The sequence below is a fragment of the Paenibacillus sp. GCM10027628 genome (assembly GCF_042676385.1).
GTDB lineage: Bacteria > Bacillota > Bacilli > Paenibacillales > NBRC-103111 > Paenibacillus_E.
On record NZ_JBHTHA010000002.1, the window covers coordinates 349,001 to 373,031 of the forward strand.

General features: G+C 48.5%; 20 protein-coding genes and 2 pseudogenes. All 22 read right to left on the bottom strand.

Going from position 1 to position 24,031, the window contains the following annotated elements; all coding sequences use genetic code 11:
- Positions 1 to 65: 65 nt before the first annotated feature.
- A complete protein-coding gene (locus ACFQZT_RS02780; protein WP_379296312.1) occupies positions 66 to 1,862 on the bottom strand; it encodes a cache domain-containing sensor histidine kinase in 1,797 nt (598 codons plus the stop codon).
- Between the two features lie 128 nt (positions 1,863 to 1,990).
- Positions 1,991 to 2,812 (bottom strand): glycosyl hydrolase family 95 catalytic domain-containing protein, encoded by an 822-nt coding sequence (locus ACFQZT_RS02785; RefSeq protein WP_379296314.1) that lies wholly within the window; start codon positions 2,810 to 2,812, stop codon positions 1,991 to 1,993.
- Positions 2,813 to 2,903: 91 nt separating this feature from the next.
- Positions 2,904 to 6,815, bottom strand: a complete 3,912-nt coding sequence (locus ACFQZT_RS02790) for a polysaccharide lyase family 8 super-sandwich domain-containing protein (RefSeq protein WP_379296316.1) — start codon at positions 6,813 to 6,815, stop codon at positions 2,904 to 2,906.
- Between the two features lie 213 nt (positions 6,816 to 7,028).
- On the bottom strand, positions 7,029 to 7,493 hold the full coding sequence (locus tag ACFQZT_RS02795; RefSeq protein WP_379296318.1) for a type 2 periplasmic-binding domain-containing protein: 465 nt from the start codon (positions 7,491 to 7,493) through the stop codon (positions 7,029 to 7,031).
- A complete protein-coding gene (locus ACFQZT_RS02800; protein WP_379296320.1) occupies positions 7,441 to 7,794 on the bottom strand; it encodes a hypothetical protein in 354 nt (117 codons plus the stop codon). Before ACFQZT_RS02800 ends, ACFQZT_RS02795 begins: the two co-directional genes overlap by 53 nt.
- Before the next feature lie 108 nt (positions 7,795 to 7,902).
- Positions 7,903 to 8,286: pseudogene (locus tag ACFQZT_RS02805) on the bottom strand (carbohydrate ABC transporter permease); the annotation flags it as partial.
- Positions 8,287 to 8,298: 12 nt separating this feature from the next.
- On the bottom strand, positions 8,299 to 8,781 hold the full coding sequence (locus ACFQZT_RS02810; RefSeq protein WP_379296322.1) for a carbohydrate ABC transporter permease: 483 nt from the start codon (positions 8,779 to 8,781) through the stop codon (positions 8,299 to 8,301).
- 1 nt (position 8,782) lies between these two features.
- Positions 8,783 to 9,361, bottom strand: a pseudogene (locus ACFQZT_RS02815) (ABC transporter permease subunit); the annotation flags it as partial.
- Positions 9,362 to 9,506: 145 nt separating this feature from the next.
- Complete coding sequence (locus tag ACFQZT_RS02820) at positions 9,507 to 10,358, bottom strand: helix-turn-helix transcriptional regulator (protein ID WP_379296324.1); 852 nt, start codon at positions 10,356 to 10,358, stop codon at positions 9,507 to 9,509.
- A 235-nt stretch (positions 10,359 to 10,593) separates the two neighbouring features.
- The gene (locus ACFQZT_RS02825) at positions 10,594 to 11,490 is read right to left on the bottom strand and encodes an alpha/beta hydrolase fold domain-containing protein (RefSeq protein ID WP_379296326.1); all 897 of its coding nucleotides are present in this window, start codon (positions 11,488 to 11,490) and stop codon (positions 10,594 to 10,596) included.
- Positions 11,471 to 12,055: a PadR family transcriptional regulator gene (locus tag ACFQZT_RS02830; protein WP_379296328.1), complete on the bottom strand. Its 585-nt coding sequence runs from the start codon at positions 12,053 to 12,055 to the stop codon at positions 11,471 to 11,473. Before ACFQZT_RS02830 ends, ACFQZT_RS02825 begins: the two co-directional genes overlap by 20 nt.
- A gap of 887 nt (positions 12,056 to 12,942) precedes the next feature.
- Entirely contained in the window at positions 12,943 to 13,872 is a 930-nt protein-coding gene (locus tag ACFQZT_RS02835; RefSeq protein WP_379296330.1) for an EamA family transporter, read from the bottom strand.
- Positions 13,873 to 13,953: 81 nt separating this feature from the next.
- Entirely contained in the window at positions 13,954 to 14,889 is a 936-nt protein-coding gene (locus ACFQZT_RS02840) for a nucleoside hydrolase (RefSeq protein WP_379296332.1), read from the bottom strand.
- A gap of 19 nt (positions 14,890 to 14,908) precedes the next feature.
- The gene (locus ACFQZT_RS02845) at positions 14,909 to 15,856 is read right to left on the bottom strand and encodes a nucleoside hydrolase (protein ID WP_379296334.1); all 948 of its coding nucleotides are present in this window, start codon (positions 15,854 to 15,856) and stop codon (positions 14,909 to 14,911) included.
- 11 nt (positions 15,857 to 15,867) lie between these two features.
- Positions 15,868 to 16,809: a nucleoside hydrolase gene (locus ACFQZT_RS02850; protein ID WP_379296336.1), complete on the bottom strand. Its 942-nt coding sequence runs from the start codon at positions 16,807 to 16,809 to the stop codon at positions 15,868 to 15,870.
- A gap of 20 nt (positions 16,810 to 16,829) precedes the next feature.
- Positions 16,830 to 17,801, bottom strand: a complete 972-nt coding sequence (locus ACFQZT_RS02855) for an ABC transporter permease (RefSeq protein ID WP_379296338.1) — start codon at positions 17,799 to 17,801, stop codon at positions 16,830 to 16,832.
- Positions 17,802 to 18,860: an ABC transporter permease gene (locus tag ACFQZT_RS02860; RefSeq protein ID WP_379296340.1), complete on the bottom strand. Its 1,059-nt coding sequence runs from the start codon at positions 18,858 to 18,860 to the stop codon at positions 17,802 to 17,804.
- Positions 18,857 to 20,404, bottom strand: coding sequence for an ABC transporter ATP-binding protein (locus ACFQZT_RS02865; RefSeq protein ID WP_379296342.1), 1,548 nt, complete (start codon positions 20,402 to 20,404; stop codon positions 18,857 to 18,859). Before ACFQZT_RS02865 ends, ACFQZT_RS02860 begins: the two co-directional genes overlap by 4 nt.
- A 25-nt stretch (positions 20,405 to 20,429) precedes the next feature.
- Positions 20,430 to 21,497 carry a BMP family lipoprotein gene (locus ACFQZT_RS02870; RefSeq protein ID WP_379296344.1) on the bottom strand — a complete coding sequence of 356 codons (1,068 nt, stop codon included), beginning with the start codon at positions 21,495 to 21,497 and terminating at the stop codon, positions 20,430 to 20,432.
- A 23-nt stretch (positions 21,498 to 21,520) separates the two neighbouring features.
- Complete coding sequence (gene rbsK, locus ACFQZT_RS02875; RefSeq protein WP_379296346.1) at positions 21,521 to 22,465, bottom strand: ribokinase; 945 nt, start codon at positions 22,463 to 22,465, stop codon at positions 21,521 to 21,523.
- Positions 22,455 to 23,462 (bottom strand): LacI family DNA-binding transcriptional regulator, encoded by a 1,008-nt coding sequence (locus tag ACFQZT_RS02880; protein ID WP_379296348.1) that lies wholly within the window; start codon positions 23,460 to 23,462, stop codon positions 22,455 to 22,457. Before ACFQZT_RS02880 ends, rbsK begins: the two co-directional genes overlap by 11 nt.
- 322 nt (positions 23,463 to 23,784) lie before the next feature.
- On the bottom strand, positions 23,785 to 23,988 hold the full coding sequence (locus ACFQZT_RS02885) for a hypothetical protein (RefSeq protein ID WP_379296350.1): 204 nt from the start codon (positions 23,986 to 23,988) through the stop codon (positions 23,785 to 23,787).
- Between the last annotated feature and the right edge of the window lie 43 nt (positions 23,989 to 24,031).

Sequence of the window (24,031 nt, forward strand, 5' to 3'; positions counted from 1 at the left end):
ACCTTGATATCATCATAATCGATTGTCACCGGCTGTCGAATGATCGTTTTTGTACATGACTTGATCTATTTTGAACTAACGGCCGGATCTTCTTCACGACTCTGAATGACGGGCAAGGTCATTTCCACCCGGGTGCCGGAAGGCTTCAGACGTTCCATCGAAACGCCGTACTCCTGACCATAATGCAGTACAATGCGGTGATGCACGTTAAGAACGCCCATTCCGCTGAAGGTATGATCCTGGCCCGGATCTTTCAGCTTCTCGATCTGCTCATCCGGTATGCCGACGCCATCGTCGGCAATCACGATTCGAAGCAGCTCCCCCTCTTTGTGAATGGCGATTGTAATCAATCCGTTCGTTTCCTTGCTGACCAAACCATGCGTAATCGCATTTTCGAGAATAGGCTGCAGCAGCAATTTGAGTATATAGAGCGATGCTGCCGCTTCGTCGATATCCCATTTGACCTCGAATTTGTTGCCGTAGCGGGTTTCCATAATGTAAATGTACTGTTTCAGATTCTCCACCTCGTCGGCCAGCAGAGTCAGGCTGCCGCCACGGTTAAAGGAGGACGACACCAGGCGAATTAGCGCCTGCGTCATATGGCGGATGTTGTCCACCCGACTGATGATCGCCATGAGCTTGATGGAATTAAGGGTATTAATCAGAAAATGGGGATTAATTTGCGACTGCATGGCGGCGAACTCCGCTTTTTGCTTCGCCTTTTCCTGCAGTTCCGTTTGCTTGATCAGCAGTTTGATCTGATCCATCATATGGTTAAAAGTCCGACCTAGCGTGACCGTCTCAGCGCTGCCGGAAGCCTCTATTTTCACGTTGAGATTGCCGTCCATCACACGCGACATTTTCACAACCAAGACACGGATCGGCTTCATTAATCGATGGACAAGGGAAAAAGAAATGATCAAGAATACAACAATGACAATCAAAGTCGCAATAAAAACCAACCGGGAAATATTGCTGTAATTAGCAGTCAATTCGCTATAAGGGATCTGGTACACGATCTTCCAGTCAGCAGCGCTAACCGTTGCGTAGGCAATGAGCATTTTTTGCCCATGGATCGTTTCAATGAAGTTGCCCTCTTGCTGCGAGGCAATGCGGGTCATGAGCGCAGCATCCACCCCCTGCTCGCTGGCCGGCAGGTTATAGCTGGAAGCGATCACGTCGCCGCCGGTCGTGACGATTCGAAACGCCGAACCGCCGCTGATCGGATTTTGCCACAACATTTTTTCGAAATGATCGCGGTTGAAGACGAAATAAATGAAGTCGATGTCATGCAGCATTTGAAAATAGCTTGGCCTAATGGCCGTGACGATGCTGATGGAATCCGGGGCGCCGTACAAAACACCGAGTTGTTGGCCGATAAAATGGACATGATCCTGCTCGGTGACCGTTTTCTTGTACCAATCCGTTTTACGCAGCTCGTTGTCATCAACGGCCAGATCCTTCAAGTACGTATAGACGCCGCCATTTTTAAAAAAGAAATTGATCGACTGCACCCTGCCCGACATGGAAGAGCTGTATTTGCCCAGTGCCTTGGATAAATCAACGGAGTAGGGCTGCCGCATGTCCGGCGCCAGCTCATGCAGCATCGTCGCCGTTTCCAGTACCTCGGTATCCATGCCAACCGCCGCCGAGAAGGTGACCTCATTGCTGATTTCCTGCTCAATCGAATATGTGACCGCACGAAGCGTCTGGAGCGTTCGATCCGTCGTTTGCTGAAGCAGGTCTCTTTTATATACCTGAAGAATGGTAGCGCTGATCGTCAAAATCGGCAGAACCACCATCGTAAAGATCAAGATATAGAGCGTCGTTGACGTTCGCCATGGTTTTCGGAATAGGTTCATCGGTAATCGACCTCGCATCATTCAAACTGAATCTAATCATAGCACAAAATGTATGCGGGACAGTGAAAAGCTGTAAAAATTAGAGGCTAAGCAGGTTCATTGTTGAACTTGCTCAGCCTCATTTTCATTTATTTGCTCGGTGCTGGACGAAGTATATAGGCCTCGCCGGCCTGGGTCGCGAATTCGAATCTGCCCTCAGAACCGGCGGCCACGGTCTCCGCTTCCCGTGTTACCTTCAGCGGGATATCGCTTCGGACCGCGCAAACATGGCCGTTAACGGAACGGATAACGGCTTCCGTCAATTTGCCGTGTTCCCAGGCAATGTCAACTTCGAACCCGCCCCGCGCCCGTAAACCGCGAACATGGCCGCTCTGCCAAGCGGGCGGCAGCGCCGGCAGCAGGCGGATCGTCCCGCCGTGCGATTGCAGCAGCATCTCTGCCACAGCTGCCGTGCCGCCGAAGTTGGCATCGATCTGGAACGGCGGGTGGTCGCCGAACAGATTGGGGTGTACGGCATGGCGCAGCAGCGCTTGCAGGTTGTCGTAAGCCTGCCCGCCATCCTCCAGGCGCGCCCAGAAGTTAATGATCCATGCCCGGCTCCACCCGGTATGGCCGCCGCCGTGCTGCAGCCTGCGGAGCAGCGCAGCCTTGGCCGCTTCTGCGAGCACCGGCGTGCCGTGCAGCGTGATCTGTTCGCCCGGATGGAGCGCAAACAGGTGCGAGATATGCCGGTGGCCCGGCTCCGGCTCGTCGTAATCGACGGACCATTCCATCAGCTGGCCGTAGCGTCCGATCTGCGGCTCGGGCAGCCGCAGCAGCACGCGGTTCAGCTCATCCCGGAAAGCGTCGTCGATGCCAAGCAACCGGCCCGCTTCGACTTCGTTAAGCTGAATCCTTTCTTGCGTTCGCTTTTTCCATGCGACGAGTCTCCCTCCGTTGTTCGAACCCAATTCGTTTGCTGCGTTATCAATAACTCTAATGTAAAGCTCTCCGATCGATTGTCAATCGGAGAGCGCATGAACAATGGAGACTAAGATAAGGCTATACTTTTAGAATAGCGATGACATCTAGCAGTTTCTCAGCAAACACAGCGTCGATCTTTTTGCCGGATTGAGCGTGAATATAGTTTTCCAGTGCCTTCCATTCGTTCTTCTTCTCGTTCTCGTCCGCATTCCGGTGAATACTTTCAAGCTTCGACAACAGGCTGGTTAACTGGCCATCCCCTGTAATCCAGCCTTGTCGGTAAGCATAACGAACCGCTTCGTCCAAATGGTCTGCATCCATTCGTACCTTTAACACGTATGCAGCGCTAGTTTTGTTGCCGGCCGCATCAACGGCTTGGACCTGCACAGCATGTTCGCCGATACTGAGCGATAATGGGCTGTACATATAGGGTAGTTCTGCTTTAACGCCATCCAACTCGATAGATTCGCTCGCGACACCGCTTATCAGGTCGGAGATATCGAACCGGAGGCTGCCGCCGTCCGTCCAATACACATCCATCGTGACGGATGGGACGATGACGGGACCGGTCTTATCGATTTTAACTGATGCCGTTTGAACAGGTTCTTGATTGCCTGCGTAATCAATGCTGTAGTATTGAAGCTGGTGAACGCCGTCTTCAGATACTGTAACGCTGTTCCCTTCCGTGAGTGCACTGTTATCCAGGCTGTAGTACGTCTTCTGCACCCCGCTGCCCGCATCGCTCGCGGTCAAAGTCACCGTTTGCGGCGCAATCTGCCACCCCGGCATCACATCAGCCGTCGTTACTGGAGCTGTCGTATCTTTCTTAAATGTGACGGTCTGTGTCATACCGAGTGCCCCCATCACATTAATATTCAGCTTAGTGGTCGGCTTCGTCTGTAAGACGGAGACTGTGTCATCAGCCCGTACAAGCGATAAACCCGCCCTGTTCAGTTCAAGGGCGACCGTGCTTTGCTTTTGTGTCGGATCGGATACGGCCACGGTCAGCTCGCTATCCGTTTCCTTCACCATCACGGATGCCGGGTTGTACGCTGAAATGAAATCTACCGACGCCGGATTCCAGAAATTCGCTGCCGTTATGCCGAGCTTCTTCTCTCTGACTGCATGCACGTCCGTCGTATTGCTCAGTACTTCAACATCCGGCGCGCTGCTGTATAACGCCGTTTCTGCAGCATTTTTGTGCGGAAGCATCACATAAGAGTAAGACGCATTCGAAGGTGCCGCTCCGTGTTCAAAAGCAAGGCTCAAATAATTGCGCGTGACCGGAGTCGAAGACTGACCGCTGTTGATCTCATTCCAAGCGCCGGTTCTCGCCTCGCGTAACCCAAATACACTGGAGGCTTCCGGAAAATAATAGCCGACGTCGGTTCCGGGTACATTGCCGGCCAAATGGGCCCACTTGACGTTATCCAGCGTCTGCGACCAGCCGATCTGGTTGGATTGGACGGCTCCATTAATGGTGAGCGCATTATCGCCGGCATCATTCAGCTTGCGGTTGTCGATGATCGTCTCGACCGGCTGCGATCCGGCTTTGCTGCTGGAAATACCTGCGCCTAACGCGACGATTTCGTCATCGAACATAAACCACGACTTTTTACCCTGCAGATCGCTTCCAGTCGTTTGCGAGAGCGAAAAGTCCATACCCGCCGCACCGTATTGACCGTCAATCGAAGAACCGCCTACCCACGTTCTCGGGTTCATGTAGTTTTTCCACTCAACGGGCGTTACCCCTTTTCCCGAGCCGTCCGTTGTCGTGCCGGGCAATCGGAACGAATCCACCGTCGGCCAGTAATCGTTGCGGTACCCGGTAAGATCTTGATCATACAAAAAGGTCATCCCGATTCCCGTATACCAGCCTTTTAAATTCTCGTTATTTCCCTTTTCAAAAGCGGAGATCCGGTTCGAGAACAGACTGAGTCCGAAACCGTAGCCTTCCCGCAAATGAACGATCCGGTCCATGCCTGCAAATACCTGATGTTTGACCAATTCGCCTCGAGGCTTGATCGAAGCGTCATTCATCACTTTTTTGACAAGGGTCAGTTCGTAAATCGACAGTCCGTCGTAGTAGTTGGCATATGTCGTGTCCGAGTTGATCCATTCTTTCGCCATACGCTTGATGGAAAGCGCTACATCCGCAGGAGCCCCTTCTGCCAGACGAAGCAAGGTGACAATTGTGCCTCTGGCGCTTCCCGAACTTTGTCTGGAGATGCCTCTGCCGTTCACCATATCCATGAACAGCCCTTTATAAATGACAGGCTCAAACGTATCCGAAACCCAGTTATACACGTTGTTCACGTTTGGGTCCGTCACCGGCCAAAGCGAACCGTTCAGCAAAAAGGTCATATCGGCAGCCCGGCTGAGCCACACTGCTCCGTAACCGGCCGTGTATGCGATGTTCGTATGTTGTACGAGAGACCCATCTTTGTAAACGCCGTCTCCATGATCCGTGTACACAAACTCCGGTCCGATGGAATCGCGTCCTTGCGTGATCTTTGCGCTGTTGTTGCCGACCACTCCCCGTATCGTTACAACCAGAGCTTTGTCTAGTAAATTGGCTCCGGTTTCCGTCACATTGTTCAGCGTTCTTACTTTGGGGTTCGGTACGAAGCGGTCCACAGCCTTCATATGCTTGGCCAATTGCACAGGTGTCAGTTGATCGTACATGAGCACCAGGATATCGTTCAGAATTTGCGGCGTTCCGATCTCCCAATCCCACCAGTTGCCGTATTCGGTTTTGCTTTCGTTATATCGGTTAGCGTAAAGCCAATCCAACGTGCTGAGGATATCCGTGCACAGCGACGCATTGTGGTAGAGGCTCGAACCTGTGATCGAGTACGCAAGCGCCATGGCTTTCAATCTGCCGTATGCGCTCGAGATTTGCGCCGAATCCGTTGTGCTGGACAAATCGTTCCACACCGCGGTACGGTTCGGAGCTTTATTCAGCTGATCCCAATACCCGGTCGCATTGGCATTAGTCACACTATCAACTAATTTGGACAAATTAGCCTGAATATCAGCGTCGGCTGTACCGCTGGCTGCGCCTCCCGTCAATTTATCGTACCATTTTTGCCGAAGCTGGCTATAAGCTTGAAAGGTTTCGGCGGATTCTACGTTAACCAGACATTGAGCTTTCACCGTTCCGTCCGGTGTCGCCACGATGATCGTCGCCGTTCCTAACCCTATGCCCGTTATAATTCCATTGTTGTCCACGCTGGCTACTTTCGGATCGCTTGAACTCCATACGACCGTTTTGTCCGCTGCGTTCGCCGGCGTTAGTGTCGGCGTCATTGCAACCGTCGCATCTTTAGCCATGGAAAAGGCCGTTTGATCCAACGAAATTGCAGTAATCCCGTTATATTCCTCCAAACTTATATCGTCAAACCACACTTTTCCTTTACCCGTTTCAAGAAAAGGTTCGATGACTAGCCTCATAACGCCGGCCGGTATGGTCATAAATACTTGCTGCACAGTCCAATCGTTCGTACCTAACAATTTGGCCGAAGCAGGGCCGTCTCCGACTTTACTCGTATTATAGTATTGCGTTCTAAAATAAGCTCCTGTGCCCGTGACGTTGTCAGTTTTCACCCATACTTTCAATCTGTAGGATTTGCCGGCTGTGACCGTGGTAACGCTTTGGTTCACAGAGACTCTACTCGTTGCAAAAGCATCAAATAAGATGGATTTACTTCCTTCGTGATACGTGCTTGAATCCAGCGTTACGTTCACCGTCTTATTCGGCGCTTTCCCGCTTCCGGTCGGAATCCATAAGCCCCAGCCTGACGGAGCAGGACTCGTAACACCGTTCCAAGAAGCGTCGGGCACCGTTGTTGTCTGTTCAAAACTTCCGTTCGTCATCAAGTTCACCGTTGCAGCCTCCGCACTTTCGATAGCGTTTTCATAATAAGAGATGTTTGTTGCAACCATGCTGAAAAATAAACAAACGACGACCAGCATACTCACTTTCCTCATGACCATCACCTCATTAAAATAAGTTTCATGCGTATTAAAATGTAAGGCCTTCAAAAGGATTTGTATATCGGCGATATTTGATATCGATCTCGTTTTTTTGCGAAAACCGCCGAATGAAGCACAATACCTGCCCTACAAATGAGCACTTGAATTGCAGGACAGGTACGATAATCAAAAAAAGTATGTTACTTCTTCACTTTCTCTTTGTAGCCGTCATTGGTTTCTTTCACGTGCTGCTGGAAGCTTGCATCGGCTTTGAACTGCTGTCGGATCCGGAATCGATTGGATGGAATCGATCAATTTCTTGTTTTGTTCAAGCACATCGTTCGGCATGCCCGGCACTTTCGCTCTGTTATATTTATCAAAGTAACCGGTCAGCCATTGGACCGTCATATCACCGCCATAGCCCTTCTTCTTGCCTTCCTCGGTTTGCTCGATGCTTCCGTCCGGCTTGATTGTAAAGTCGACATCCTTAATCCCGTATCCGCCTAAGTTGTATCCTTCCTCTGTAGACGTGTAATCGTAAACTTCCAGAATTTTCTTTAGCTTCGCCTCATCCACGGTTTTTTTGTTAATCAGGAATTGACCATAAAAACCGCTCGCCTGCTCATAATAGGTTTTGCCGTCAGCGGCTTTCGGCAATTCGTAGGCGACCAGATTCGCTTTCGGATTGGCCATCCGGCAAATCTCTCGATGCAAGCAGTGCATTGAGCTTCTCGGTAATCGTATTCGAAGGAATCCAGCTCAGCTTCAGGTTGATATTGAATTTTTCATTTAACTTTTTTACCGCTTCCAATTCTCCGGTCGGAGCCGCAGCGAAGGCAAGCGTCGTGATCGAAATATCGGTCGGAGCCGCCGGTTTGCCCGTTGCCCCTGCAGCCACTTTGCCATCCGTTGCTGTTTTACCGCATGCTGCGAGTGTTGCAGCCAGTCCGACAGCTGTGACGATGACCGTCATTTTCTTTGCCATTGTTTTCATAAAAACCCTCCTTGTTGGTTTAGCTTACCTTGTCTGTGTTTTGAATGATTCGAAGCGCTGAAGCGAATTGGACGCAAATCACCCCTTTCAAAGAGTGCGGCTTCACATCTACCCTTTCACCGAGCCCACCATCATGCCTTTGACAAAATATTTTTGTAAAAACGGATACACAATAACGATCGGCAGCGAAGAGACGACGACAGCCGCCATCTTAATAACTTGCGGAGGAACGGTTTTCTCGCTTTCCAGCATGGCCGCTACCGAAGGATCCCCGAATTGTGAGGCGGAAATGAGCAGCATCTGCAGCAATACCTGCAGCGGACGCAGTGAATCGCTGTTAATATAAAGCACCCCATTGAAATAGGTGTTCCAGTACGCCACCGCGTAAAACAAGCCAAATGCCGCAAGGGCGGACACCGAAACCGGCAGCATGATCCGGATAAACACGCCGACATCCGAGCAGCCATCGATTTTCGCCGCATCCTCCAGCTCATCCGGAACTTCCTAATAAAAATTTTTCATCAAGAATACATACCAGGCACTCGTAAGCGACGGCAAAATAAGCGCCCATACCGAATCGATCAGCCCCAAGCTATCAACCAATAAATAGTTCGGAATCATACCTGCATTGAAGAGCATGGACAACAAGATCATGACGAGGAAAAAGGTTTTACCTTTCAACCTTTTACGCGAAAGCACATAGGCCAGTGCGCTTGTAACGATCAAACTGAGCAGGGTGCCGACAATCGCCAAAAACCCGCTGATTGCCATCGCTTTTAAAAATGAATTCGTCGAGAATATAAATTTGTATGCCGATAAACTCCATGTCTCAGGAATCAGGACAAGCGACTTCGTCATATACTCCGTCGGATCCGTAAACGATATGATCACGACATAAATGAACGGCAGCAAGGTGACAAGCGCGAACAGCGTCAAAAGCGAATAATTGATGATTGTAAACATATTTGAACCTCGGCTTTTGCTCATCCTAGTATAAGCCCTCCTCTCCGAATTTTTTCGCTAAGCGGTTCGCCGTGACGACCAGAATAAGTCCGACCACTGATTTGAATAGCCCCGCGACTGTCGCGTAACTGAATCTGCCTTGTTGAATGCCTAAGCGGTACACATAGGTATCGAAGACGTCCGCAACATAGGCGACCGGCCCGCTCATCATCAAATAAATTTGTTCGAAACCGACATCCATGACCTGTCCCAAGCGAAGGATAAGCAGCACGACGATCGTGCTCCGAATCCCGGGAATGGTCACATTGAGCATTTGCTGCCAACGGTTCGCCCCGTCGATTTGCGCGGCCTCGTAAAGTTCTGAGTTTATGCCGGCCAGAGCGGCAAGAAAAATGATCGTCCCCCAACCGGCTTCTTTCCACATGCTTTGCGCAGTCAACATGCCCCCAAAAATGTCCGGATTCGTCAGAAACTCAACCGATCGGCCTCCGGAAGACACGATCAATTGATTGACGATCCCCGTACCTTGACCAAAAATCAGGAAGCAAATCCCGATAATAATGACCCACGACAGAAAGTGCGGCAAATAAATGACGGTCTGCACTTGGATCCCGGCCGGCAATGACCAATTTTTGCGCCCCGCGAAATCAAAAAAGGAGCCTCCGGCAGAGGCTCCTCCATGCTTCGATGCACAATTATTGTCTTAGGATCATCATGCGCCTGACAAAAGATGAGGATGTCAAACGCGCTTATTCCTTTGGCAATTCCCGGAAATGGCCGGGCGTTATGCCGATATGCTTTTTGAAGACGCGGATATAGTTTTTCGTTTGATAACCGACTTTCTCCGATATTTCGGCAATAGTCAAGTCCGTAGTTCGCAGCAGTTCGATAGAGCGGTCCAGCCGATACTTCGTCAAATATTCGATGAACGAAAGCTCCATTGTCTTTTTAAACAGTTTGCTCAAATAATAGGGGCTGAGTCCGCAAATTTGCGCGCATTGGTCGAGCGACAGATCGAAGTGATAATTATCTTCAATGTAACGCACCACCTTTTGGATCAGATGCACATGTTCTTGATCCTGTTTACTGCGTACGTACGTGGTGATAGGATCGATCAAATAGTTACGGAACCAATGATTCAGTTCTTGGATTGTACTGAACCTGCGAATATGCGTATAGGGATCGATATTTTTTTCTCCGAAAAGCTGCGTACTATCAAGCCGCTTTGTCAACTGCAGCGGCACTTTGGCGATCATGGTGACGCCGTTACCACTGTATCCCGGCAAATTGGGGTATGAACCTGTGACCCATTTGATCTGATCCTCGGACGCAAGCTCCCGAAGCAGCGCCTCTCTCTCCTGTTCTCCCGTAATTCTGCGTCCGCCGAAGTTGGGTGAAATCAAATACCCTTCGTCAGGCACATACATCGCAATATCGCCAGCTTTTTTATTGCCGCTTTGCAGAGCGGCCAGATCGCGAGCAATGCTGGAATAGAAGCCGGAGTAATTGGTCTGCCTAAGATCGGTCAAATTGGATGTGAAAATATGCCGAAAACAGATAACTGCCGAATCCGACAGCGATAATAGGAATGATCGAAGCAAACAAAGATAAAAACATCATATTGCGCAAAATCGTTTTGCGGCCAAAAAAACGCTTCCATTTCAACAGTCGCAGCATTGTGTGTCACCTCTCAAAGCAGATAACATGGATTGTACGCGCTTGACCTGGTTTAATCAACCTTTGCTGCGATAAAAACACAAAACCATCAATCCCAATTCTTGCTCAGCCTCTGAAAACTGAACAAAAAATGGGTACACTTATAGTTCACGATGCTTTCTACTCATCCATTGCACGAATAATTTGTTTCATTGCCTTTTTAGATTCGGGAAGTCCAAACAATGTCCAGACATGAGGCATGCCAGGGTACTCGTAAAATCCAAGCTCAATTCCCTTTTCATCAGCCAGTTTTTTAAACTTCCTGGCATCAGGGTTACAAATATCATGCGTTCCGGTAAAAACACTTATTTTCCCTAACCCTTCGAAATCCCCATATAAAGGACTTATCAAATAATGCTTTGTATCCAAACCGTCCGCATACCATCTCGCGGCTTCTTTGATAGCCGGAGTCGCAAGTAAGGGGTCGATCTTCTCGATTTTGGGAATAACGGGATTACTAAACGACATATCCAGACCCGGAGAAAGCAAAATGAGTTTCCCGGGCTGAGGAAGATTCTTTTCCTTAAGCAACTCGGCAAAAGCAAGAATCATCCCTCCTCCTGCTGAGTCGCCTATAAGGATGATATCCTTGGGTTTATATTTGGACCGGATCTCCGAATAAATAGCATTGAGCATGTCAAACGAATGCTTATAAGTATACTTCGGCGCCAATGGGTAAATAGGGACAGTAACCGAATAATGCGTGTGCTGCAGCAACTTGCCGACAAACTCCCAATGGAGACTTGTAATTTCTTCTATATAGCCTCCGCCGTGTAAAAATATAATATGTTTCTGTTTGAGATCGCTTCGAGGCTTCAATTCATAATAAGGAAAACCCTGATATTCGCTCTCGGTAATCGAATAAGTTGCGTAGAGTTCCTTCATGGGCTTGTGTGAAGCCTTTCTTTGTTTCTTCTCTAAATAATGTCGCAAATCATCCCCCGTTCGTTTCCATTTTCGCTTTAACCCGGTTGCCTTTAGAATGATTTTTAGCAACTTACTCTGTAGGCTTTCCATTCCGGTTCCTCCCCATCTCTTGAATACTTGTGCAAAGTTTTTCCGCCCATGCCAATTCAAGGTTCATTTGTTCCAATTGAACTTCCATTTGTCCCTTGACAGTTGATAAAAAAAATGGACTCGGCTGTTTACCTTTCGGTTCCGGGTTCGTTTCAAATTGGTAAATTTGTTGTTTAAGCTCCCGAATGACAGTCTGGCAATAATCGATAAAGTGTTTGACCAAACGGATCTGTTCCTCTAAGTCTAAAAATTCCAAATGGGCGCTTTTGATATGAAATATTCTCAAGTAATGATTAGAATTTGAATGTGTGTCCATCATCAGTTGAAAAAAACGTTGTCGTCCTTCTGCCGTAATCGCATATGTTTTTGAAGATCTGTCCGACAAGAAAGGAACGTCCGCCGGATCCGCATCTTGAATGAATCCAGATTTCACCATCTTAGTGAGAATTGTCGAAAGAGTGCCCCTGCTGATCTTTTCCCAAGGACTTCCTATCTTTGCTATCATGTAAGCATGTAATGGAAAATGCATTAATACGGATAAAATCAATAATTCATAAGTGGACAATCTCAAGCCTCCTAACCTTTCGTTTTTTAGTTTTAATAAAACTATATACCGTCACGATTTCTTTTGTCAACTTCATACTTATAAAGATGTTTACCCCGTTGTTTTGTACTACCAACAGCAGTGCAAATCGAGTAGGCACATAAAAACCTTCATGGGCCTCTCACAGAACCGTATGTGCGGGTCAATCGTTCAAGAGGGCTGTAGCGTTGCAGCAATTGGTCGATTTGATCTATGAGGTTCGCAACACTCCTCCAACGTCAACTCCAGCAATGGATCGCCAGTTTGCCCAATTATATCAAGGCTTATTTACCGATTTCATGTTGCGAAAGTTGAGTTTTTAACATTTACATTTCAAACTTTTTTTAACTTTTCTTTTCATAATTTCTTTTCACACGTTTTTTTCACGAATTTTTTCATTCTTTTTCATTCTTTTTTCATTCTTTTTTCATTCTTTTTTCATTCTTTTTTTCAAGCTTTTTTCCACACTTTTTTTCCACGCCTTACCTTTTGGCAACTATCCCTTTCACTCAGTAACAGCCTCAGCTTCCATTTCAAAATAAAATCAAAACCCCTAACCTGAAAATATTACGAAGTTTAACAACAACGAAAAAAGCTCTGGTCTCTGAACTTCCGGAATAGCGCCCATAGAGACAGCTCAGCAGACATGCTACTGAGCCTTAGGGATAGTGCACATAGAGGCAACTCAGCAGCAACTGTGCTGAGCCTTAGGGATAGTGCGCATAGTGCAACTCAGTAGCCTTACTACTGGGTTAATTGTGCCACTGAGCCCGGGGGATAGTGTCCAGATGAGCAGGTTCTTTTGCACGCAAAAAGGCGGGCCCGAAACCATCCTGGTTTCGAACCCGCCCATAGTGAATATGCACCTGCTATATGCTCATTTTGGCCCCAATGATCGTGGAAGGGATCTTCCTCCGCTTCATAAGTTCCGGAAGCGAGATGCCGAACATCGTTACCGCCACGCCGAGCCATTGCAGCCAATGGACGGACTCGTTTAGTACGACAAAAGACATTACCACAGCGGCCGGCAGCTCAACTGCGCTGAGGATCGTAGCAAGCCCGCCGCCAATTCGCGGCACGCCGATCGCGAAAAACAACGGCGGAATAACGGCGCCGAAAAATGCGAGCAGCAGCCCCCATGGCAGCAGTTCCTGATGCAGCGCTCCGTTGACGAGGAAATGCGGGGGAAACACCAGCATGACCAGCACGAAGGAGCCGGATTGCATGAACGCGCTGCGTGTTATTGGCGCGATTTGATTTTCGACTTTGCCACTAAGCGAGATGAACAGCGTGTAAGTAACGGCTGAGAGCAAGCCGAGCGTGATCCCGATCCATGAAACAGCTTCGTGCGTTCCGCCCAGAAAACCGCTAGCCATGATGATCCCTACAAAAAGAATCAGCAGCGATATGACCTTATCTTTTCCAGGTCGTCTACGTTCCATTATTGCTTCGAGAAGAATTCCCATCCAAGTAAACTGGAACAGCAAAATAATCGAAAAAGACGCGGGAATATACTGCAATGCCGCATAATACAGCATACCTGTCAATCCTGATGTAGTGCCAACAGCCATGAGCTTGAGCGCTTGTCTGGGTGCAACTTTATATGTGCTCTGCGCCAATTCTCCTCTCGCCGATTTTGAAGTCACCAGAACCAATGTCCAGAGCATAAGAACACCGAACAAATTTTGGCTACCGACGACATCGCCGACATGAAACCCTGACGCATAAGCTTTTTTGACAAACGTTGATAACAGACCATAGCTGCATGCTCCGGCCAGCACGAACAAAATGTATTTCATGATGCCTCCTTGCGAAAATAACAAAGACGGACTGTGCCCAGTCCGCCACGTTTTCGAATTATTCTATTATGCTGAAAAAAATTAAACAACTCTAGTGAGAAAATGATCCAGAAAGCGCTGCGTGTCCACTTCTACACAGACATTCATATTAGGCTCATGAGCCGGCTTGCTCCGCAGGTCGGCAACCGTTCTGCCCAGCGAGTGGAAGCCATCCAGATCGACACGAACATAAAGCGATTCAGTCTTCACGAAATCCGGTTGAATCGCCACACCGACAGCGAGTGGATCATGCAATCCGCAACCGCCGATACCGGGGTAAAAGTCTTCATATGCGTCAATGTAGTACTCGGTCATATCTGCCATAAGGGTTCCAAGTGCGGACTGCTTGTCGCGCCATGCCTGTACGTCTTTTTTTGGCAGCAACGTTTCCATCGTTACGTCGAGGCCCACGAGTGTGATCGGAATGCCGGAGGCAAACACGTAATCCGCCGCTTCCGGATCAGCATAAATGTTCGCTTCTGCATGCGGAGTCACATTGCCGGCCCGTTTCACGGCTCCGCCCATGACAATGACATTGTCTACGAGGTCGACGATATCCGGCGCCTGCATAATCGCCAGCGCAAGGTTCGTCATCGCGGCGACCGTAATGATTGTGACCTGATGCGGCTTGCTCCGTACTTGATCAATAATAAACTGCGGCGCGTATAACGGCGAAGCTTCCCGCTTCGGCATTTTGCTCTCGATCAGCGTGTTGCCGATGCCATCCTCCCCGTGAATATGCGTCGCATTTGCCTTCACTCGACTGACGAACAAAGGTTTAGCTGCACCTGGGATAACAGGAACCTGACTGTCCAGATGTTCCAGCACGAGAAGTGTATTGCGGGTGGCCTCCTCTACCGTTACGTTACCGAAGCAGGTGGTTAAACCCAATATTTCAAGCTCAGGTGAATGAACGGCATAACTAATCGCCAGTGCATCATCAATTCCTGTATCTACATCTAAAATGATAGGTTTCATTTCGCAATCTTCTCCTCCGTTAGCTCTTCAATGTGCTCATGAAATAGTCCAAAAACCGCTGACTGTCGACCTCCAAAGCAACGGAAGCATTCGTGACCGGAATCGCCCTGCGGAAATCGGCCAGCGTCGCTCCATAGGACATTGTTCCTTTGGTTTCAATACGAACGTAATGCTCTTCCGTCTTGACTAGATCAGGGTATGCCGCTACAGCAACAGCTAACGGATCATGAAGTGGAGCGCCGTAGAACCCATTTTGCTTTCTATAAGCTTCATAATAGAATTTCAATGCTTCACCCATAAAAGCGGCAGCTCTCTCATTGCCGGGAGCTGACGGCTTCGCCAACTCAAGGCGCTCTTCCTCGCCGATCGTCGTTTTCATCGTCACGTCGAGGCCAACGAGTGTGATCGGGATGCCGGATTCGAACACGCGATGCGCAGCTTCAGCATCGCCATAGATGTTCGCTTCCGCAACAGGCGTCACGTTGCCCGGCGCTTTCACAGCGCCGCCCATGATCACGAGCCGCTTCACTTTGGAAGCGATGGACGGATCTTGGGCCAAGGCGATGGCCAGGTTCGTCATGCGGCCGACGAAAACAAGCGTCAGCTCACCCGGATTTTCATTCACCTTGCGGACGATGAAGTCAGAGGCGCTCTCCGCGAGGGGCTTGCCTTTTGGCTGCGTGAGTTGGCAATTGCCAATGCCGTTATCGCCATGAATGTGTGTTACCGGCCCACGCCATTCGCGGAATAGCGGTTTAGCTGCGCCTATCGCGACCGGTACTTCGTAAGGGGCGCCTGCTAGCTCGATCACCTGCATCGTGTTGCGGGTGGCTTGCTCCACATCAGTATTCCCGAACACCGTGGTAATGCCTTCCACGGTAATATGCTTCGTTTTCAGGGCGAGCAAAATCGCCATCGAATCGTCAATACCCGTATCAACGTCAAGAATTATACGAACGTTTTGCAAAGTTAACACCTCTATGCGTAGTTTTTCAAAGTTTGAATGAGCATGTCCCAAAATTTATCCTGATCAAGCGTGAAAGCGACATTAACATTGGGTTCACGGCCTGTAACACCGAGCAGATCAACAACCGTCATACCGTAAGTATGTTCACCCTTAGTCTCAATATCGACCCGCAGCTTCTTCGTTCCAAATGCAGTCGGATCGATACAATAGGCAACACAGCAAGCGTCGTGAATCGGAGCTCCGGCAAAACCGAATACTTCTTTGTACGTATGAGCGAAAAAATTCAAAAGTTCATGAACAAAATGAGAAATCCGGTTATCCACATTGAGAATCCGCTCATGAATATCTTCCGTGACGATGGCCTGGTGCGTGAGGTCGAGTCCCATCATCGTAATGGGGACACCGCTCTCGAAAACGACTTTTGCCGCCTCGGCATCCACATAAATATTAAACTCCGCTGCAGGCGTAGTATTGCCGAATGTCCCTCCGCCCATGATAACAATTTCCTGAATCTTGGACAAAATGGCAGGCTCTTTCCGCATCGCCATCGCGATATTCGTCAATGGCCCGACTGGGACTAGCGTAATGTCCCCTTCCGACTCCTTCAACTTGCGGATGATGAGATCAACGGCATGCTCCTGCTCAATTGTTTTGCTTGGATGTGGCAGCAAAGGACCGTCCATACCGGAATCGCCATGAATGTCGGCTGCCGTCTGCCGTTTACGGACAAGCGGCTGTCCGGCGCCTTTAGCGACCGGGATATGCGTAAGACCGGCTAGTTCGCATACTTTCAAAGCATTCAAGGTCGTCTTCTCGACCTCGGCATTGCCTGCAACTGTCGTAATGGCGACGATCTCCACATTCGGGTTCGCTCCCGCAAGTAAGATGGCGATGGCATCGTCATGACCCGGGTCGCAGTCGATAATGATCTTTCTTTTCACGTTTGTTTCCATAGTTCGCTCCTTTTTTACCGTTATGCGACAGCGACTTTCGCCGCGCTTTCTGCCTGCGCCCGAAGCGCTTCATTCAGCTTCCGTTTCTTGCGAACCGCAAAAAACACAAGTGCAGTAATGGTCACGAGGTAAGGAATCATTTGAATAAATTGACTTGGAAACTTATTGCCTGGAATGGTTTGCACGACAGTTGCAATACTGCTTGCCAAACCGAAGATCAGCGAACCGAACAAAATACCGACCGGATTGCGGTTTCCGAGCAGAACGACGGCTAACGCCAGAAATCCGGTACCCGCGGTCATATCTTTGACGAACATGCTTGTCATGCCCATGGATAAGTAAGCACCCGCCAACCCTGTGAACAATCCGCTCCAAAGCAGCGCCGAATATTGAATGCGATTCACGGAAATACCAAGTGATTTTGCTGCCTGTGGCGCTTCGCCAACCGAGCGGAGATGAATGCCGTAAGGTGTTTTGTACAGGATGAATACACATAAAAGGACGGATAGAAATGCAATCCATGTCATTAAGCTATGCCCGCTCAGCAATTTGTTCAGATAAGGGATGGACTCAATGATCGGGATATGCACGTCCGGGATATTATGGAGTCCGGATGGCGAATAATTGCCCGTCACTCCAAAAATTTTGTTCATTAAAAAGATCGTCACGCCGGAACCAAAAATGTTAACGGCAAAGCCGGTAATGATCATATCCACTTTCAGTTTGAGCGAGAAGAAGCCCATTCCGTAACAGATCAGCATAGAAGAAACGACCCCTGCAACCAAACCGAGAACCCAACTGTCCGTTGCGGAACCAACGGCGATGGCACTGAATGCCGAGATCAGCATTAAACCTTCCAGACCGATATTGATAACGCCGGCAACATCGGCGATAAGGCCGCCCAATGCGGAGAGCAGAATCGGCGTCGTAAATCTAAGCAATACGACTAAGAGAGATAAATCAATAATTTGTGACCATAGAGCTGATAGCATCTAGTTCACCGCCTTTTGCCGAAGGGCGAATTTTTGCTTCAGATACGTAAAGATCGCTTGCGAAGATACGAAAAGGACGAGCATAACCTGGATCACGATCGCCAATTCACGCGGCATATCGCTGCCAACTTGCATCTGGGTAGCACCCACTTGAAGGTAAGCATAGAACAAGCTGACGGCAATGACGCCGATCGGATGATTTCTTGCCAATAACGCAATAATAATGCCGTCAAAACCAAGTCCTGCGGAGAAGTTGTCTTTATACGTACCATGCACGCCAAGGATTTCAACAATACCCGCCAGTCCTGCAAGCGCACCGCTAATCATCACACTCATGATAACGACGCGATTTGTCGAGATGCCTCCGTAACCGGCAAACTTGCTGTTTTTGCCAACCAGACGCAGCTCGTAACCTGATTTGGTTTTGTACATAAAAAGAAACATAACGACAGCAGCCAGCAATGCGATTAATACGCCATAGTGCGCTGGGAATCCTGCGAAAATTTTGCCTAGACGCGCACCATCATCTACATAGTGCATACGCGCGTAACCACCGCTAGCGGGATCCTTGAAAACGTTGTTGACCAAGTAAGAGGTGGTCAGAATCGCGACAAAGTTCATCATCAACGTTGTTACTATTTCATTCGCGTTCCAGCGCGTCTTAAGCCAGCCTGGAATCGCACCATACAGCGCCCCGCTCCCCATGGCGCAAATCAATACCAAAGGTAACAACACCCATGCGGAAAGTCCATGCGCGTAGACGGCAACCAGAGAACCGACGAAAGCGCCTACGTAGAGTTGTCCCTCAGCACCCATACTGAATACTCCGCATTGAAAAACAACAGATAGCGCAAGTCCTGTAAAAATTAATGGAACCGCTTTATTTAAAACAGTGCCAATGTTGAAAGCGTTTGAAAGCGGAGCACCCAGAAAAGAGCTAATCGCCTCCATCGGCTGATGACTGGAGAACAAAATAACGATGAATCCGCAAAGGATAGCCATGATCGCTGCGGCAATGATACCTGTGATTTCCAAATAGATTGCTTGTTTTGTATTCATTGGAGCGCCTCATTCCTTTCCTGATTCTTGATCCCCAGCATGTAATAACCGAGTTCTTCTTCCGTCAACCCATCATGATTGTCAAGAACTGCAACTAACCGACCGTTGTAAACAACGGCAATGCGGTCGCTTAAGCTCATGACTTCCGATAATTCGGCCGAAACCAGCAGTACGGCCGCTCCCCCATCACGCTTTTTGATAATCTCGCGATGAATGAATTCGATGGCTCCAATGTCGACGCCCCGAGTAGGCTGTGAAGCGATCAAAAGCTTCGGATTTTTTGAAAGTTCACGGGCAATCACCACTTTTTGCAGATTTCCCCCAGACAAAGATCCGGCAAGTACGTCTTCGTTTTGAGCGCGTACGTCGTAAACTTCCATCATGATTTTTGCAAATTGCTTGATTTTCTTTTTATTCAGAAAAGGTCCCCGTCTAAATTCCGGGTTCCGGTAATGGTCGAGAATTAAATTTTCGGCAATGGTGGACGTTAAACTGGCCCCGGTCGTCTGCCGGTCTTCCGGTACGTGTCCGATTTTCATCGCGCGAATTTGAGCAACGCTTTTTCCGGTTATATCTTCGCCCATATAGCGTATTTCACCAGACGTTGCTTTTCGCAAACCGCTGATCGTCTCGACCAACTCCGTTTGTCCGTTTCCTTCGACGCCGGCGATTCCCACCACCTCGCCAGCTCGAATGTTTAGCGAAATGCCGCGAAGTGCAGGTGCCCCCTTGTCATCGGAAGCATACAGATCCTTGACGGACAATATAGTATCCTTAGGTTCGGAAGGCTGTTTTTCGACACGGAATAATACTTCTCTTCCTACCATAAGTCTCGATATTTCTTCCGGATTCGTATCCTTGGTCAACATTGTCGTGACCGTTTTCCCTGCCTTGAGTACAGTAACCCGATTGGATATTTCCATCACTTCACGTAATTTATGGGTAATGAAAATAATCGTATAGCCTTGTTTGATCAACGCTTTGATCGAGTCAAACAGCTCGTCGGTTTCCTGCGGCGTCAGGACAGCTGTAGGCTCGTCCAAAATAATAAGACGCGCGCCGCGGTAAAGCACCTTGATGATTTCAACGCGCTGCTTCTGACCGACGGAGATCGTTTCGACCACCGCTTGCGGATCAACTTTAAGTTTGAATGTCTCAATGAGTTTCTCAATCTCCGACAATTCTTTGGCGCGGTCACGTACGAGGGAGAAGAGCCCTTTGACGGGCTCCTCGCCAAGCACGATGTTTTCCGAAACCGTCAGCGACGGGACGAGCATAAAGTGCTGATGCACCATGCCCATACCCTGCTTGATTGCATCTTTAGGGCCTTGAAAGTTCAGCGGCTGACCTTTATACAGGATCGAGCCGCTCGTCGGCGCCTCAAGACCGAATAAAATTTTCATGAGTGTAGATTTACCTGCACCATTCTCACCAACTAGCGCATGAATCTCGCCCTCATACACCGTCAAATCCACTCCGCGGTTTGCCTTCGTACCATTGGGGTAAGTTTTATGGATGTCTTTCATCTCCAGCAATATCGCCATGGTTACGCTCCCCCTCGTTACCGGCTTATTTCAAAGTCGTTTGCACTTTGATTTCGCCTTTGTTTAACTTCTGCTCGATTTCCATCATTTTATCTTGAATCGATTTTGGTACGTTTTTGTTGTACAAGTCGTCCTTAGCCAAGCCTACGCCGCCTTCTTTAATGCCCAGCACTTCATTCTTGCCGAAGCCCAGTCTGTCTTGGCTGAACAAGGTCAATGCGCGTAGAACCGAATTGTCAATCGATTTTACCATGGAAGTTAAAACACTGCCTGGATACAGACCGTTTTGGTTGGAGTCTACACCGATTGAATATTTGCCCAAGGAGTTAGCGGCTTCCAGAAGTCCGAGACCAGCTCCGCCTGCCACGTTGAAAGCGATATCTACTTTTTGCGAATTATATTGCGCAAGCGCTAGTTCTTTTCCTTTTGGAGCGTTGGAGAAATCTCCTACATAAGAAGCAACTACTGAAATAGCTGGATCCACATATTTTGCGCCTTGCTCATAGCCTGCTTTAAAATCGTTAATGATCGGAATGTCCATACCGCCGATAAAGCCGATGACTTTGTCCGGATTCGAACCTTTCATTTCCGTGCTTGTTGTAACCAGTCCTGCAAAAGCGCCTGCCAAGAAAGAACCTTCATTTTGGGAGTAAGTCATGGAATATACATTCGGAAGTCCGGTAATTGCCTCATCGAAGAAAATAAATTTCTGCTTTTCATAACGCTTCGCTACATCTTTGATAATGTCGGTCATCTGACTTGTCCCTAAAACGATGACGTCATATTTCCCACTGGATGCAAGCGATTCCAAACCTGAAGGCCAATCCGCTTGGTTTGTGCCGCCTTCTACGGTTTTAACGACCATGCCTAGTTGATCAGCAGCTTGTTTCACGCCTCTTTGGGCGGAATCGAAAAACCCTTTATCCCCTAGCGTACCATTAACAAAATAAGCGACATTCAACTTCTTGGCACTTGAAGCTGCTTTCCCGGCATCCGGAGTGCTTGTAGCCGTTTTGCCGGATGAACCGCATCCTGCCAAGAACACCATAACAGCTAGTAACAATAATGCAGCGATTCCTAATCTCTTTTTCATTGAGTTAATCCCCCTTAGATTTGTCATTTGGAATGGTGAATAGAATCGGGTTGTTTCGTGAGCGCTTCCAAGTCAGCTAGAGTGGGCATTCCAGCTTGCGCGCCCAGCTTTGTGACCGACATCGCAGATACCTTACATGCAAATGCCACTGCTTCTTCAAGTTCTTTGCCTGCGGCAAGCGCATACGCGAGTCCGCCGTTGTAAGCGTCGCCAGCTCCAGTCGTATCAACGACAGGAACGCGATAAGCTTGTACTCTTTTAAGCGATTCGCCCTTTCGGAGAAACGCTGAGCCTTCCTCACCAAGTGTTGTAACAACACAACTCGGCCCCATGTCAAGCAGCGCTTCCATCGCCGACTGCAGCTTGTCGCCGGACGCGTCGATGCCGGTAATCGTCGCCAGCTCTAACCGATTCGGCGTAATGTAATCCACGCAGCTCAGCATCGCCTTTGGCAACTGGCGGGCTGGCGCCGGATTGAGAATGACGGTTTTGCCGGATTTCTTGGCGATCTCACAGGCAGTTACCGCAGTTTCAAGCGGAATTTCTAATTGGACCAGTACAATGTCATGCTCTGCGATAATTTGCTTCAACGCTTGAATATGTTCAGGCAAACAAGAGGCGTTTGCTCCAGGCACAACGACAATTTGGTTGTCGTTCTCTGCAAGCATAATTGAAGCGATACCTGTCGGCGTTCCTTCGATTCTTCGGACGTAATCTGTGTGAATCGCGTCTTGATGAAGCGATTCGATCAGCGACTTCCCGAACATATCGTTTCCTACCGAACCGATCATCGTCGTTTGTCCGCCGAGCCTTGCAGCGGCTACAGCCTGATTCGCTCCTTTGCCGCCTGGAATAAAATGGACATGCTCGCCTGTCAGCGTCTCCCCGACGCGCGGAAATCGGGACGTTTCCACTACAATGTCCATATTCAAGCTCCCGATGACCACAATACGAGGTTTAATCATCATGTCTTTTCCTTTCTGTCGATCCTCTTACAACCACACTCACATCAAACAAATGCGTTTGCTCTTCTTGGATGTTGCCTTCGATTTTTTTGATCAGCAGCCGCGTTGATAACATACCCATGTCGTAAATCGGCTGCGCAATCGTCGTAATTTCCGGTTCAACAATCAGCGTTAAGTCAATGCCATCAAAGCCGCAAAGCGCAACTTGATCCGGTACGCTAATGCCCATCCGCTGGAGCTTTTTCAAGGCTCCGATCGCCATCGTATCATTGCCCGCGAAAATGCCGTCGATATCCGGATGACGCTGCATCAAATTTTCTACGGCTGCCATCCCACCGTCGACACGGAAGTAGCCCGGCTCCACTAGGCTCGGTGAATACCATGGAAAATGCTTCACGGATTGTTCGTAGCCTATGAACCGCTCTCTCCCCGTTAATGTTTCCTGAGGGCCATAAATATGAGCGATCTTCTTGCATCCGACATCTAACAGATGCTGCACCGCCAGATTGGCGCCTTCAAGGTGCTTGGAACTAACGACCGTACAAGATGCATCCCGCGGAGCCCTATCAAGCATGACCAGCGGAATGTTCTCACTTTTGAGCGCGTCTACATCATCCGAACGGAGGTTGTAAGATGCGAACAAAATACCATCCACGTAACGCTGTTTCAAAACCTTGATGTAGTTTTGTTCCTTATCCGCCTGGTTGTCCGAATTACATAAGATAACCGTATAGCCATACATCCGAGCCACATCTTCCACAGCTCTAGCCAGCTCAGCAAAGAATGGATTCGTAATATCGGGAAAAATAAGAGCGATCGCCCCTGTCTTCCTTCCCGCAAGCCCTCTTGCTATCGCATTCGGTTCATACTGTAGCGTTTTGATCGCTTGCTCCACCTTGAGCTTGGTTTCATCATTGACGTACCCGTTTTTGTTCAAAAAACGAGATACCGTCGCCACAGAAACTCCGGCCAGTTTCGCGACATCTCTAATCGTTGCCACTTGTTTGCCACTCACTCCTACTGATGTCGGTAACCGATTGTCATAACCAAAAATTAGTTAATGAGGTAACGGTTACACATACCCGATATTTTTCTTTTTCTCTATTTTTATCAATTAACGAAAAGAAAATTCGAACCGGAACTCTACATGGAACAAACAATGTGTAACCGGTTACATATTTTCTGTTTTTATTATAGCTCTCATTTTTCAAAAGTGTCAAGACAAAAAAAACGAACATGAACCCCAAACAGACAAAAACCGTCGCATCTGAGTTAACGCTCAACTCAGTCGGGACGGCGTTTTTTACGCAATTACAAGATTATTAGTTGTCATCGGATTCCTTGTTTTTATTATGAGTCATCACGACACCGGCAATCGTAAGCACGACTGCAGCTAGATTAGCTATTGCATTAATTTGATCGTCAGAGATAAAAGAAATATTAAATGCTTGAGCTGTTAATTTCAGAGCTCCTAACAAGGTAACTCCAAGCGTGATATAGTTTTTCTGATTCAGATTCAGATTCATCTCATTCCCACCCTTTCTATTGGATATAAAATAATATATTCAT